The sequence below is a fragment of the Burkholderia pseudomultivorans genome, from assembly GCF_001718415.1.
Taxonomy (GTDB): domain Bacteria; phylum Pseudomonadota; class Gammaproteobacteria; order Burkholderiales; family Burkholderiaceae; genus Burkholderia; species Burkholderia pseudomultivorans_A.
Genome location: NZ_CP013378.1, coordinates 388,005 through 403,117, shown reverse-complemented (window position 1 = coordinate 403,117; position 15,113 = coordinate 388,005). Strand labels below are relative to the sequence as shown.

The following is a 15,113-nucleotide window of genomic DNA, read 5'->3' as shown; positions in this document are numbered from 1 at the left end:
TTGTCTCGGTCTTATTTTTGAGATTCCAATGTCTTAACCATCTCAAAAATTGCACTCCCATCGCAATTGGCATATAAGGCATATCAATATCGAATTCTTTGTTTTCCATTCCATAACGATTCGCACGCCAAACCAATGAAATAGTATACGAGTCACAGATGAGGCATATAGAATCTCCAGACCGAGATAATCAACAACAAGTCGTACACCACACCTATGCGGATCGACAAACCGCTCTGGCATGAGGGCTTGATCCTCACGCAGCAGCATTTCCAGCAGCAGGAACGATGGGCCGGGTTCGCGATGCAGCAGTTCGCGGCCGCCGCGCTCGCCGAGCCATGGGGCACCCTCGGCGTCGAGGTCGACGAGGAAGCATTGGCCACGGGACGTCTCAAGCTCACGCGGCTGAAGCTGCGCTTTCCCGACGGGACGCCAGTCGATACGACGATCGCCGACAACATTCCTCCCGCACGCGATCTGACGCAAGGTGTGCCAGCCGATCTTCAAAGCGTCGTGGTCCTGGCCGCGCTCGCGCTGCCGGATGCGAACGGCAATAACTGTCGCTTCGACGAAACCGCACTTGCACGCCCGCGCCGCTCGTACCGCGAATTCGTCAAGGTCACGGACCTGAACGGATCCGGCGAATCGGAGATCGCGGCGGAACGTCACGCGGTGCGGCTACTGTTCGACTTTGAGTCCCATGCGGACGACACGGTCTGCGCGATCGCGCGGCTGACCCGGGCCGGTAGCGGGTCTAGCGGCGCTCAGTTCAAGGTCGATCACGGATTCGTGCCGCCGTGCCTGGCGCTTGGCAGCCATTCTCTTCATCTGAAGCGCGTCAGGCGCTTGGCCGACATCCTGCACGCAAAAAGTCTTGCGCTCGGCGCGCGCCGCAGCGAGCGCATCGAGCGGGTAGCGGAATATGGCGTGGCCGACGTGCAGCTCTTCTGGCTACTGCATTGCATCCATGCAGCGTGGCCGCAACTGCGTCTCTTTGCCACGCACCCGGGCCGCCCGCCCGAGCAGCTGTACGCGACCCTCGCACAGCTGGCGAGTGCGTTGATGACCTTCTCGACCGGCGCACAACTCACCGACATTCCGGCGTACGACCATGCCCGCGCCGACGAGGTGCTCGCGCAACTGGAATCGCTCATCCGCGATCTGCTCGATGCCATCATTCCGTCGCGCGTGGTATCGATCGGGCTTACGCGAAAGACACCCACTACGTGGACCGGCCAATTCCTCGACGAACGCATCGTCGAGGATGCCGCCGACTGGTATCTGTCGGTCAATGCGCCGATGCCCGCGTTCGAACTCGTTGAGCAATTCCCGCGGCTCTGCAAGGTCGGCGCGCCGGATGACGTGGAACACATCATCAACGCCGCGCTGCTGGGTATTCCGTTGAAAGCCGTGCAGCGCGTGCCGGCAGCAATCCCGGTGCGCCTCGACAATCAATATTTTGCGCTCGATTCGTCCAGCGCCGCACATGCGAAGATGCTCGCGGCGCGCGCCTGTCAAATCTATCTTCCGGCGTCGATACCCGATGCCGCGCTTGAACTCTACGCGGTGCTGCGCTCATGAACGCCCTGACTTCCAGCCGCCCGGAACGTGCGCTGCCCGACTCGCTGACCGGTGCCGACAGCACACCGAGCCATGGCATGCGCGATCTGCTGCGTGACACGGCCTTGCTGGTGACGACGCTCGGCACCGGCGGAACGACGAAGGATGCCGACGAACTGCGCAATCGATGCCGTCAGTTGATCGAGCATTTTTCCGAAGCGCTGAAACGCCGTGGCTATCCGGACGATGTGCGCCGCGAGGCCCTGATCGCCCAGTGCGGCCTGCTGGACGAGACCGTGCTTCGGGCGCTGCCCGCTGAAATGCGTGCCGGTTGGGAACTGAAGCCACTGCAGGTCGAGCAATTCAATCTGCACGACGCCGGCGAGAGCGTCTTCGACCGACTTGAGGCTCGCATGCGAGAAACCCCACCGCGCGTCGACCTGCTCGAATGTTATGCCGCGATCCTTGGGATGGGGTTCGTCGGGCGCTATGCGCGCGAAAGCGAGGTAAAGCGCAGTGCGCTGATTGCAAGGCTGAACACCCAACTGGAAAGCCTTCGCCCTTCGTCCGCGCGCCCGTTTGTCATAGACCGCGCCGGGCGGCGCCTGTCCGACTGGTTTTATCGCCTCTCTCCGTGGGCCATTGCAGGTCTTGCCTGTGTGGCCGCAATGATCGTCTGGATGCTATGGGCGGGAGCACTCGACATGCAGATCGCCTATCTGGCGCCGGCCAAAGGCATCCGTCCGTGAACCCTGATCTGCCACGCCTGTGCGCCAAGTCGGCGCACACACCGGACCATGGCCACGAGGGGCTCGGCTATCCGTTTCGCGTTATGGTCCTGTTGGCGGCCGCGCTGGCCCTCGCCTTGATCTGGCTCGTCGCGCCGGTCGGCATTGGCACCGCGTGGACACTCACCGCGCTCGTCGGAACCGTTGTGCTCGCACTCGTATGGTGGCGCACGCGTCTGCTCGACCGCGCGCGCGAGCAGAGTGCCCACGTGCTGACTGCGCTTGGGGAAGCGACCACCGACATTCCCGTGAAGCTGCGCACGCGCATGCCCCTCGTCCTCGTGACAGGCGATGCACTGTCTGCGCTCTTCGACCGGGAAGGGGAAGTCCGCCATGTGCACCTCGGCGACGGAGGGATCTGGTTGCGCGTGGACCGGATGCAAGATCTACCGCGGCTTGCCGTCGCGGTCAGGCAGTGGCGCGACGGTCGCGCACCGGACGGCGTCGTATTGGCGGTCGTGCCGGGGCAGCACGCCGGGGCAAACGGCTTGACCCAACAATTGCGTATCGCCCGGCAGGCCGCCGCTGACGCGTCCCGCATGCTTGGCACACGATTGCCAGGGTATGTCGCGGTGTATCAGCGGCTCACGACGGGTCCGTCGGAATACGCGGTGCCCCAGTGGTACGGCGTGTCGTCGTCGTTTCCCCTCCTGGATGCCGAGCGCTTTGGGCCGGTGATCCTGGCCGCCGAGAACGAAGTGCAGCACGGGGCGGGCGACAGCACCGCAGCAGTCCGCGCGGCAGCGCTTGCGTCGATCGTCGGATGGACACAGCGCGTCGTGATCGGCGCGCTGACGGATCGGCAGCAACCCGCCGGCCCGTGGGCGTTGTTCGGAGCGGGCTGGATCGATTGCGGGCCCGCGAGTCCCATGGCGACTTCCGACGATAACGGCCAGGTTAATCCCTGGATACGCGACGTAGAGATGCAGACCCGCGTCGTGCGTGCTCAGGCCTCGGCCTCGCCGCTGCCGTGGCCGTTGCCCGAGCCGCTGATCGAATCGATGCCCCGGCGGCACTGGATGTCGCCGCGCATGGCAGCCTGCGCCCATGCGATCGCGTTCGTTGCCTGCGCGGCCGCGATCGCGTTCTGGAGTGCCGGCAAAAACAACCAGACGCTGCTGACGCGCATTGGCGCCGACCTCGCCCACTATTCGATGATTCCCGCCGCGCACGACGTCGCGAAGCGGGACGCCCTGCAGGTGCTGGTCGACGACCGGGACCAGCTCGACCGGTACGCTCGCACGGGTGTGCCGCTGCGCCTGTCGTTCGGCATGTATCGGGGGACGCAACTGACGCCGACATTGAACGATGCCATCGCATCCTATGTCGCGCCTGCTCCGCCGCCAGCGGTCGTCACACTCGACAGCATGTCGCTCTTTGATAGCGGAAAGGCGCAGCTCAAGCCCGATTCCACGCGCGCGATGGTCGGCGCGCTCGAGATGATCAAGGCGCATCCCGACAAGCGGATTCTGGTCGCCGGCTATACCGACAACGTGGGTCATCCAGACAGCAATCTGAAGCTTTCAGTTGCACGCGCGCAAGCCGTACGCGATTGGCTCATCGAGGCTTCGGGCATTCCGGCCACGCAATTCGCCATCCAGGGTTACGGCGATACGCGACCTATTGCCGACAACGACACGCCGGAGGGGCGCGCCAGAAACCGGCGGGTCGAAATCACCCTGGTCCCGGACACACCGAAGTGATCCCTGCGCCACGAACGATGCCACATCGACAAGGACGCCGGGACGCTTCGCGTATGGGACGTCCCGCCAAGTGAAGCACTGTCTTTAGCCCCCGAAGCGCGTTGCTTTGGGTTTCTGAAGCCCGGGGCTGGCTCCGGGCGCATGTCGCAGCAAGAAGAAGGAGTGAAGCAATGGCAATTCCGGCCTATATGTGGCTCAAGGACGACGGCGGCGCCGACATCAAGGGATCGGTGACCGTTCAAGGCCGTGAAGGCAGCGTCGAACTCGTCGCGTTCAATCACGGCGTGCATATCCCTACCGATGGCAACACGGGCAAGCTGACGGGCACGCGCGTGCACAAGCCGATCACGCTGACGAAAGAAACGGACGCGTCGACGCCGTATCTGTACAAGGCGGTGACGAGCGGCCAGACGCTGAAGTCGGTCGAGATCAAGTGGTACAAGATCGACGACGCGGGCAAAGAGAAGGAGTACTTCAATACGAAGCTCGACAATGTCAAGATCGTTGCGGTCAATCCCGTGATGTACGACATCAAGAACCCGGACTTCGAGAAGCACAACCATCTCGAAAACGTCGAACTGCGCTACGAGACGATCACTTGGTCGTACAAGGACGGCAACATCATCCACAAGGATACCTGGAACGAGCGTTCCTGATATCCGCCCGTGCGGCGAAGCCGGTACGCTACGGCTGCCGGCTCTCTCACCCGCCCAATCCCGGGCGAATCCTTTTTCCACCCAGAGGCGGGCGCGAAAGATGCCGTCGCCCGCGTCCTTTCCGACCGCTCCGTCATGACCTTGCGCGACACCACTCACCTGCTCCGCCGGCTCAATCCGCACTGCGCCAAGACGCTCGAGGCAGCTGCCAGCCTTTGCATGGGGCGGCTCTCGGACGAGATCACGGTCGAGCACTGGCTACTGAAGCTGATCGAGGCCGGCGACGGCGATATTCCGGTGATCATGCGGCACTACGGGATCGACGTCGATGCGCTCTGGGATGCGCTGCTTGCTGCGATCGATCGCTTGCCGCGCAGTTTACGGGGCAAGCCCGCGCTGTCCGTTCAACTGTCGACCGTATTGCAGAACGCCTGGCTTCGCGCGCTCTCCAGCAACGACACGAACACCGAAGACGTCGCCATTCGATCGGGCGACCTGCTGCAGGCCATCGTCGATGCCCCGCACGTGCTGCGCGCGCAGAATGCGTGGCTGCTGCTGTCGATCAGCAGCGCACAGATCGAGCGACTGCTGCCCCGGCTCGCCCATCGTTCCTGTGAAAGCGCGCTGCCGAAACCCGACGCTCAGTTGCGGGAATCGGGCGCCGCCGAACGAAGCGATACGCCCGTCGCTGCTGCGTCGGAAGCACCCGAGACGCGGACAGCGCCGCGAAAGGCCGAAGAGGACGCGCTTGCCCGATTTGCGATTGATCTGACCGACAAGGCCCGCAATGGCCGGATCGATCCGGTATTCGGCCGCGATCGCGAGATCCAGCAGATGGTGGACGTGCTTGCACGCCGACGCAAGAACAATCCGATCCTGGTTGGTGAGCCGGGCGTCGGCAAGACCGCGCTGGTCGAAGGCCTCGCGCTGCGCGTCGCGGAGGGGAGCGTGCCCGCCGTGATCCGGGATGTGCGCATCCTCACGCTCGATCTCGGTCTGCTGCAGGCGGGCGCCGGTGTGAAAGGCGAATTCGAGCAGCGTTTGAAAAACGTGATCGACGAGGTGCAGGCGTCGCCCGTGCCAATCCTGCTGTTCATCGACGAAGCCCACACATTGATCGGCGCGGGCAATGCGGCAGGCGGCGCCGACGCGGCCAATCTGCTCAAGCCCGCACTCGCGCGCGGCGAGCTGCGCACGATCGCAGCCACCACCTGGTCGGAATACAAGGAATTCTTCGAGCGCGATGCCGCGCTCGAGCGACGATTCCAGACGATCAAGGTCGACGAGCCGGACGACGAGACCGCCTGCCTGATGCTGCGCGGGCTTAGAGACCGCTATGCGAAGTACCACGCCGTACACATCCGCGACGAAGCGCTGGTGGCCGCGGTCAAGCTCTCGCGTCGTTATATCCCTGCGCGTCAATTGCCGGACAAGGCGATCGACCTGATCGATACCGCTGCCGCGCGCGTACGCATCGGCCTCGAATCTCCGCCGTCCGACCTGCAGCGCGCACGCGCCACGGTCGCAGCGCTGCAACTGGAGCTCGCCACGCTGGAAGACGACGTTCGCGCCGGCATCGACGATGCGCCGGCAAGCCGCACCGCGCTCGATACGGTACTGACGGCCGCCCGGGAAGAACTGGACGAACTGCAGGCGCGCTACGAGCTCGAGCTCACGCTCGTCAGGAAGCTGCATGAGCAACGCGAGGCCGAGCCGAGCGCGCGGGACGCCGCAACGTTCTCCGCCGCGCGGCAAGCGCTTGCCAATGCGCAGGGCAAGGCGCCGCTGATCCACGCGGACGTCGACGCGCAAGCGGTCGCCCGCGTGGTCGCCGAATGGACCGGCGTGCCCGTCGGCAATCTGGTCGAGGACGAACTGCACAACCTGCTGACACTCGAGGCGCAGCTCGCCCGGCGGGTGGTCGCCCAGGACGATGCACTCGCCGCACTCGCGCAGAGCCTGCGCACCGCGAAAGCGGGGCTCAAGAACGAGCACGCGCCGCTCGGCGTGTTCCTGCTTGCCGGACCGTCCGGCGTGGGAAAAACCGAGACCGCGCTTGCGCTGGCCGACCTGCTGTTTGGTGGAGAAACCGCGCTCACGACGATCAACATGTCGGAGTACCAGGAATCACACACGGTGTCGCAGTTGAAGGGCTCGCCTCCCGGATACGTCGGGTACGGTCGCGGGGGCGTCCTGACCGAAGCGGTTCGGCAGCGGCCGTACAGCGTGGTGCTGCTCGATGAAGTGGAGAAGGCACACCGCGATGTGCTCGACATGTTCTACCAGGTGTTCGATCGCGGAACGATGCGCGATGGTGAAGGCAGGGAGATCGACTTCCGCAACTGCGTCATCCTGATGACGTCGAACCTCGGAAGCGCGCAGATTGACGAGGCAACCGCGAACCATCCCGACATGACGCAGGCCGCCCTGCTGGACGTCATTCACCCGCAGCTCGTGGCGCACTTCCAGCCGGCCCTGCTCGCGCGCTTTCAGACGCTCGTCTACCGGCCGCTCGACACAACGGCACTCGCTTCCATCGTGCGTCTCAAGCTCGCGAAGGTCGCGGATCGCCTGCGCCGCCAGCACGATGTCGAACTGACGTGCGACGCGTCGCTCATCCACGCGATGGCCGAACTGTGTCTCGCGCGCGAGTCGGGCGCGCGCAATGTCGATGCGTTTGTCAACCAGCGCATCCTGCCGACGATCGCACGCGAGTTGCTGGCGCGCATGGCCGTCGGCGCCAGGCCCGCGGCAATCACGCTCTCGCGCTCCGTGAACGGCAGCTTGACAATCGATTTCGCCGACCGCGCCGAGACAGCCGACTCCAACCCGGTCGCCGCGCCTGCCACCGTCTGACAGGAGCAATCTCGTGCCGACTGGACCGTCTCTCTATGACATGTTGCTCGGGCACATTGGCGGCGAGCCGCTCGATGCCTACGACGACCGGACGCTGGAGTGCCTGAGCGTACAGCACAACGTGCGCCGTATCCTGAACACGCGTGCCGGCGCGCTGAAACACCTGCCCGACTACGGCCTGCCCGATCTGACCAACATCTACAAGGCATTGCCGGCGTCTGCCCATCTGCTCAAAAGCCAGATGGAGGCGACGCTGCTCAAGTACGAGTCGCGTATTCGCGCGATCGACGTCGAGATCCTCGAGAACGACGACCCCGGCGTGCTGGTAAGTTTCGAGATGACTTGTCACCTGAAGAAAGCCGGGCTCGTCCGATTCGGGACGTACTTCGAGCCGCCCGGGCGCATGCGGGTGGAACGCAGACAACAGGAAAAATCGAGCCTGTAGCAAGCAGTCGAGGCGCGCACTGCCGGCATGGCGTCTCGCCCCGACAGAACATCCGACCTTCATCGATATATCGAAGCGTCCCGCCCTCCATCTGGCCGGCCGCGCGCTCGTTTCGGGCAACGACCGTTCCCCCTTTCTTGCCTCATACGCGAAGCCTGGTGCATGTCCCCATGCGTGGACTGTATGGCCGCGATATTCGCACGCAAAAGAAGACCCTGATTTCGCTTAGAATCGCGCTTGAACGGTAATCCGGATTGGACCGGGACGCTCGCGCGAGACGGACCGGACCGTCTTCGAACGGCTTCCCGGAGGCGCGGCCGAGCGTATCGAAGCCGAAGCCAGATCAGGCCGTGCATCTGGAGAAACCGCTGGCAGCCGATCAGTCGCCATGATGCGTCTACGTGTTACGCGACAAGCTCACGCGGCTCGGGTTCTATCGAAAGCCGGGCTGAGCGCAAAAGGCGTGGGAACAGTGGTTTGAGCAGGCTCAGCAAAGCAGGATCGCGCTCCTGCAAAAAGTTCGCCGAGCGCTTGCAGGGTTACTGGCACGGAATCATGACTTGCTGCTGCCATTCGTTCAATATCGGCGTCGTTGAAGGAATCAACGACAATCACGGTCATCAAGCGTCGGCCTTATAGGTACTGCGACAACGAATACCCTTCCTCGATATTCGCGCCGCCTTCCCCCATCATCCGCGATGAACCAAAAAAAGAGCCGCAGCATAACGCTGCGGCTCGCTTGCAGAACGGGTCCGGCTCGGACCGGCGCCATAGCGCCGGCCACGATCCGTCCTAGTTGATTACCACTGGTACGACATACCCGCACCCCAGACAGTGCCGCCAGCGTTGCTGTAGCTCACCCCAGCCTTCACCTTCAGGTTTTGGGTGATGCGGGCGGTACCACCGATAGCAGTCGCCTGATAGCCCTGGAAGTTTGCGGTTCCGACGCCGATCGAGAGCGTCTTGCCAGCGTCCACTTCCGGAATCATCGTCAGCGCGGCGGCTCCGGCAACGCCGGAATACGCCTTGCGGGCGAACGAGCTGATCGAGTCCTGCATGCCCGACATTGCACTGTTCAACTGGTTGACGTTGACAGCATCAGTGCCGTGGACGCCCGGTGCGACGTTCGAGATCGTGCGCTCCGCGCCCGGCGAACCGACCGACACCGTGTTCGGCTCGCTGGCGACCGAACCTGCGCCAAGGGCAACCGAGTTGTTACCCGGCGCCTTCGCACCCTGCCCGATCGCGACACTGCCTGCACCGGTTGCGCTTGCACCCGAGCCGTAGGCAGCGGCACCAGGCCCGGAAGCAATCGAATTGCTGCCGGTGGCGACGCTGTTTTCGCCCGTGGCGGCCGCGCCGGCACCCGTGGCCGTGCTACCGGCTCCGGAGGCGATCGAGTTCGCGCCCAGCGACGTGCTGTTATCGCCAGTTGCGGCTGCGTTCGTCCCGTAGGCCGTGCTGTCGCTGCCCGACGCAGTCGAGTATGCGCCGGTCGAGGTGCTGTTCTGACCAGACGCCGCTGCGTTGATACCGCCGGCGGTACTATTGCTGCCGGTCGCTGCAGCGCCCTCGCCAGTTGCCGTGCTGCCTTCGCCAGACGCAACGGAGTTCGCGCCGGTCGCGGTGCTGTTATCGCCCGTCGCCGCTGCGTTTTCGCCGGTGGCCGTGCTGCCATTGCCGGTTGCGGCCGAATTGGCACCGGTCGACGTGCTGTTGCTGCCCGTGGCCGACGAGTTGGCACCGCTTGCCGTACTGTTGTCGCCCGACGCTGCTGCGTTCGCACCGTTTGCCGTGCTATTGCTGCCCGACGCCGACGAGTTGGCACCGCTTGCCGTGCTGTTGTCGCCCGACGCCGCGGCGTTCGCACCGTCTGCCGTGCTGTTGTTGCCCGACGCCGACGAGTTGGCACCGCTTGCCGTGCTGTTGTCGCCCGAGGCTGCAGCGTTCGCACCGTCCGCCGTGCTGTTGTTGCCCGACGCCGACGAGTTCGTACCGGTGGCCGTGCTGTTGTCGCCCGACGCCGCTGCGTTTGCGCCGTCTGCCGTGCTGTTGCTGCCCGACGCCGACGAGTTGGCACCGCTTGCCGTGCTGTTGTCGCCCGAGGCTGCAGCGTTCGCACCGTCCGCCGTGCTGTTGTTGCCCGACGCCGACGAGTTCGTACCGGTGGCCGTGCTGTTGTCGCCCGATGCTGCTGCGTTCGCGCCATCAGCCGTGCTGTTGCTGCCCGACGCCGACGAGTTGGCACCGCTTGCCGTGCTGTTGTCGCCCGAGGCTGCAGCGTTCGCACCGTCCGCCGTGCTGTTGTTGCCCGACGCCGACGAGTTGGCACCGCTTGCCGTGCTGTTGTCGCCCGACGCGGCTGCGTTCGCACCGTCCGCCGTGCTGTTGTTGCCCGTGGCCGACGAGTTCGTACCGGTCGCCGTGCTGTTGTCGCCCGATGCTGCGGCGTTTGCGCCATCAGCCGTGCTGTTGTTGCCAGACGCCGATGAGTCCGTGCCGGTAGCCGTGCTGTTGTCACCCGACGCCGCTGCGTTCGCGCCATCAGCCGTGCTGTTGTTGCCAGACGCCGACGAGTCCGTGCCGGTAGCCGTGCTGTTGTCGCCCGATGCCGCTGCGTTCGCGCCATCAGCCGTGCTGTTGTTGCCAGACGCCGACGAGTCCGTGCCGGTGGCCGTGCTGTTGTCACCCGATGCCGCGGCGTTCGAACCGTCTGCCGTGCTGTTGTTGCCCGTGGCCGACGAATCCGTGCCGGTAGCCGTGCTGTTGTCGCCCGATGCTGCGGCGTTCGCACCGTCTGCCGTGCTGTTGTTGCCCGATGCCGACGAGTCCGTGCCGGTAGCCGTGCTGTTGTCGCCCGATGCCGCTGCGTTCGCGCCATCAGCCGTGCTGTTGTTGCCCGTGGCCGACGAGTCCGTGCCGGTAGCCGTGCTGTTGTCACCCGACGCAGCTGCGTTCGCGCCATCAGCCGTGCTGTTGTTGCCCGATGCCGACGAGTCCGTGCCGGTGGCCGTGCTGTTGTCACCCGATGCCGCCGCGTTCGAACCGTCCGCCGTGCTGTTGTTGCCCGACGCCGACGAATCCGTGCCGGTAGCCGTGCTGTTGTCACCCGACGCAGCTGCGTTCGCGCCATCGGCCGTGCTGTTGTTGCCCGACGCCGACGAGTCCGTGCCGGTAGCCGTGCTGTTGTCACCCGACGCAGCTGCGTTCGCGCCATCAGCCGTGCTGTTGTTGCCAGACGCCGACGAGTCCGTGCCGGTAGCCGTGCTGTTGTCGCCCGATGCTGCGGCGTTCGCGCCGTCCGCCGTGCTGTTGTTGCCCGACGCCGACGAATCCGTGCCGGTAGCCGTGCTGTTGTCGCCCGACGCGGCTGCGTTCGAACCGTCCGCCGTGCTGTTGTTGCCCGTGGCCGACGAATCCGTACCGCTTGCCGTGCTGTTGTCGCCCGACGCCGCCGCGTTCGAACCGTCTGCCGTGCTGTTGTTGCCCGTGGCCGACGAATCCGTACCGCTTGCCGTGCTGTTATCGCCCGACGCCGCAGCGTTCGCACCGTCCGCCGTGCTGTTGTTGCCCGTGGCCGACGAGTCCGTACCGGTCGCCGTGCTGTTGTCGCCCGAGGCGGTCGAGTTCGCACCATCGGCCGTGCTGTTATTGCCGGACGCGGTCGAGTTCGCGCCATCGGCCGTGCTGTTGTCGCCCGAAGCGGTCGAGTTCGCACCGTCGGCCGTGCTGTTGTTGCCCGACGCGGTCGAGTTCGCGCCGTCGGCCGTGCTGTTGTCGCCCGAAGCGGTCGAGTTCGCACCATCGGCCGTGCTGTTATTGCCGGACGCCGTCGAGTTGTCACCGTCGGCCGTGCTGTTGTCCCCCGACGCGGTCGAGTTGTTCCCCTGCGCGGTGCTGTTGGGGCCCGTGGCGTTACCTGCGCCGCCCTGGAGCGTCGCCACCGACGTGCTGAGCGAAGAGACCTGCGTGTTCAGCAGATCGAACTGCTGACTCACTTCTTGCTCGTATGCATAGAGCTGCGAGCCATTGATCGCATCGGTACTCGTTGCGTTGATTGCCCCATTCGCCAAATTCGTCAGCAGAACGGGGGAAGCGCCCACGCCACCGAGCGTGACCTGCGCGTGCGTCGAGTCGTCGTACATGACGGCATCCTGCATCGCCGTCTGCAGGCTGGTAACGCTATCGCTGAGATTCGAATTGACGGTGCTGAGGCTCGTGGACAACGAAGCCACGTCGTCGTCCGTGCCGGCGAGAGCCGTCGACAGCGACGCAACGCCGTCGGTATTGCCGGCAACCGTCGTCGACAGCGACGCCAGATCGTCAGTATTGCCCGCGACCGCCGTCGACAGCGAGGCCACGCCATCCGCACCGCTCGCGACCGCAGTCGAAAGCGACGTGATGCCATCGGCATTTCCCGCAATTGCCGTCGACAAGGAGGCGGTCGTGGTGCTCACGCCACCCAATGCCGTCGAAAGCGAAGCCACACCGCTCGTGTTCGTTGCGATACCGGTCGATACGGTCGTCGACAGGGACGTCAACTGCTCGACGTTGACTGCATCGTTCGGGTTCACGCCATCCGCGACCCCCGAGATGACGCGCGGCCCCTGGCCGCCCGAGATGTCGAAATCCAGGCCCGGCGAAGTCGGGGCGAGCGTGATCTTGCCGGTCGTCGGATCCTGAGAAAGGAGACCCACACCCGCAAGCGCGAGGTCGTTGGAAACCGAGGTCGACAGAGACGTCAGCTGCGACATATTCACTGCGTCGGTCGGATTGACGCCCGCGGCCAGACCACTGAGCAGCACACCACCGGGGTTGCTGCCGTCCGGCGACGCCGCGATATTCGACATCGTCAGAACGTTCCCGAGCAGGCCACCCGTGCGGAACAGAATGTTGCCCGAAGTGCCGTCGATAACGATCTGGGAGTCGTCCGCCGTCATCCCGGTCCAGTCCGCGTAGCTCCCCGGGGTTTCGCCACCCACCCAGCCACCCGAGCTACAACCATTACCATAGTAAGCGGAAAGATTACCGCTGCCGTTCTGGTAGTTCGTACAGACCCCGGAGTTTGCCGCTGCCATTGCCTGGTTCGCAAACGGTCCGACAAATCCCATTGCTGCCAGCGACGCAGCAGCCAGTGCCGAGAAACGAACGGCCTTGGCAACCACACCCGCAGACTCTGCCACACTCGATGCCGAACCGCGCTTTCCGGAAGCAAACTCTGAAGCTGCCACCCATGATCGCGTTTTCTCGCACCACACGGTTTTGTAAATCTTGTTCAAGCCCAACTCCTTGCAATGTTTAACTTAGCAGTACTGTATAAATAACCGAGTTAGAGGACGCACATCCGGGCCGGCAGCTCACCGGCGAATTGCCTCGAAAGGGATGGGACGTGCACACCGCCCAGCCTCGAAAGCGCCTTTCATGGGCCGCTTTGGTTACGCGACACAACAAGTTACTTTCAATGACGAAAGATACCGCCCGCCCCTTGGAGCTGATATCTCATTTATTCGAAATGGCCGGCACTTCGATCCATCCCCTGGTACGGCTTTGAATGGGGGTCGACTCAACGAGCGAGCCATAACCGTCACATCCAGTTCGCGAAGATCGTGGAATGGGCAACCGTTTGCCGACGTCAGCTCGGGTTTGAAAAGATCCTCGGCAATTGCCAAAAAATAAAAGCCGGCCGGTGCATCTGCACCGGCCGGCTTACTTGATTCCAGCTAGCCGCTTACTCCTGCTCGAGAACGATCTCGACGCGACGATTCTGGGCTCGCCCGGCATCGGTTGCGTTGGAGGCAACCGGGTTCGACTTGCCGAAGCCGTCGACTGCCATCCGCTCGGCGTCCAGTCCGTGGGCGCGCAGATAGTCGGCAACGGACTTCGCACGGCGCAACGAAAGCGCATTGTTGTAGCTATCGGAGCCAATGGAATCCGTATACCCGGCGACCTCGACCAGGCGGAAACGCTTGCCCCTCGCGTTATCGATAACCTCGTCGAGCGCCCGCACGCCCGCCGGTTTCAAGTTCGCCTTGTCGAAATCGAAGAGCGCATCGCCCCGCAGCAGCACGCTCGTGGGTGCCGGCACAACCGCTGCAGGCGCAGGGGCAGGAGCAGGCGGCGCAATCGGTTTTTCCGGGGCGTCGCAGCGGAACACCAGTCGATCCGGCGTACGCCCGCGCGGACCAATCTGCTCGAGCACATGAACATGCAGCGCACCCGGCTGAATACCGCATAGTTCCTGCGCTTTTTCAAGGCAGGAATTCGTTTCCTCGAAGAGGCCGGTACATTCAACCTGGAACTCTTTGGGCTGGTCTTGCTTGGGGTCCAGCGGACGAGAGTTCACTGTCGGGCCGGAATAGACCGTACATCCCGCCAACAGGACCATGACTACAGCGATGAGTTTCTTCACTTTGAAAACCTGTTATGTCGTCGACACACATACCGGCCGCACATCCTCACGGCACATGCGCAGTCGCTTGTTACTTGGAGTTCGCTTCAGGGATACATTGGAACGTCATCGCTCCGTTGTCGAATTTCCCGTCTGGCTTGCGGCCGCCGTCCTTACAGATATTGACGGCCTGGCGCTCGCAGCTGCCCTTGCCGCCAAACAGGCCGCCACACGTGACGCGATAACGCGGGACGCCATCCTCCGACTTGATTGAATAGGTGTTGGTCAACGGTGTCGACGAATATGAGCACGCCGCAAGAGCCGCAGCCAGAAGCAGCACATAATATTTCATGGTTATTTAGGATATCCACGTAACGGGTTGATTCATCTGAATTACAGCCTCCCCTCTGCAGCGAGCGCCACCGATCCGAGCACGCAGATAATCGGCAAACACCGTCCTGCGTGATTCGAGCGCAAAACGATGACGGCAAGCCCGACTGTACGCAGCAGAGGTTACCGTGACCGAAAGGATCGCGAAATCGAAGTTCTTAGAATTTGCGAGAAGACCTTGCCGATCGATCTGAACCGAAAGAAGGGCGTCAAGGCTGCGGCTTCGAATCGCATAGAGGACGAGTCGAAGCCGCGCAGAAGGAGGGGAAGATGAAACAGTCGAAGCCGAGGCCGTGCCAGCGACAAGACCGGCAACGGAATCGTCCG

Annotated in this window: 9 protein-coding genes and 1 pseudogene; 7 read left to right on the top strand and 3 right to left on the bottom strand. The window is 63.7% G+C overall.

The window, feature by feature from the left end; all coding sequences use genetic code 11:
- Window positions 1-216: 216 nt before the first annotated feature.
- The 7 genes and pseudogenes from tssK to WS57_RS37055 all read left to right on the top strand — a co-directional run.
- Window positions 217-1,581, top strand: coding sequence for a type VI secretion system baseplate subunit TssK (tssK, locus tag WS57_RS14730; RefSeq protein WP_069244459.1), 1,365 nt, complete (start codon window positions 217-219; stop codon window positions 1,579-1,581).
- Window positions 1,578-2,309 carry a DotU family type IV/VI secretion system protein gene (locus WS57_RS14725; RefSeq protein ID WP_059601109.1) on the top strand — a complete coding sequence of 244 codons (732 nt, stop codon included), beginning with the start codon at window positions 1,578-1,580 and terminating at the stop codon, window positions 2,307-2,309. The genes tssK and WS57_RS14725 overlap by 4 nt, the downstream gene beginning before the upstream one ends.
- The gene (locus WS57_RS14720) at window positions 2,306-4,051 is read left to right on the top strand and encodes an OmpA family protein (protein WP_069244458.1); all 1,746 of its coding nucleotides are present in this window, start codon (window positions 2,306-2,308) and stop codon (window positions 4,049-4,051) included. Before WS57_RS14725 ends, WS57_RS14720 begins: the two co-directional genes overlap by 4 nt.
- Window positions 4,052-4,221: 170 nt before the next feature.
- A complete protein-coding gene (locus WS57_RS14715) occupies window positions 4,222-4,707 on the top strand; it encodes an Hcp family type VI secretion system effector (protein WP_009691978.1) in 486 nt (161 codons plus the stop codon).
- Between the two features lie 135 nt (window positions 4,708-4,842).
- On the top strand, window positions 4,843-7,563 hold the full coding sequence (gene tssH, locus WS57_RS14710; protein WP_069244457.1) for a type VI secretion system ATPase TssH: 2,721 nt from the start codon (window positions 4,843-4,845) through the stop codon (window positions 7,561-7,563).
- Window positions 7,564-7,576: 13 nt separating this feature from the next.
- Window positions 7,577-8,008 (top strand): type VI secretion system baseplate subunit TssE, encoded by a 432-nt coding sequence (gene tssE, locus WS57_RS14705; protein ID WP_069244456.1) that lies wholly within the window; start codon window positions 7,577-7,579, stop codon window positions 8,006-8,008.
- A 335-nt stretch (window positions 8,009-8,343) separates the two neighbouring features.
- A pseudogene (locus WS57_RS37055) lies at window positions 8,344-8,710 on the top strand (transposase); the annotation flags it as partial.
- A gap of 98 nt (window positions 8,711-8,808) precedes the next feature.
- Here WS57_RS37055 and WS57_RS14700 read toward each other — a convergent pair.
- The 3 genes from WS57_RS14700 to WS57_RS37050 form a co-directional block, all read right to left on the bottom strand.
- A complete protein-coding gene (locus WS57_RS14700; RefSeq protein WP_081337625.1) occupies window positions 8,809-13,287 on the bottom strand; it encodes an ESPR-type extended signal peptide-containing protein in 4,479 nt (1,492 codons plus the stop codon).
- A gap of 449 nt (window positions 13,288-13,736) precedes the next feature.
- On the bottom strand, window positions 13,737-14,417 hold the full coding sequence (locus WS57_RS14695) for an OmpA family protein (RefSeq protein ID WP_144397680.1): 681 nt from the start codon (window positions 14,415-14,417) through the stop codon (window positions 13,737-13,739).
- 70 nt (window positions 14,418-14,487) lie between these two features.
- On the bottom strand, window positions 14,488-14,748 hold the full coding sequence (locus WS57_RS37050; RefSeq protein WP_059601506.1) for a hypothetical protein: 261 nt from the start codon (window positions 14,746-14,748) through the stop codon (window positions 14,488-14,490).
- Between the last annotated feature and the right edge of the window lie 365 nt (window positions 14,749-15,113).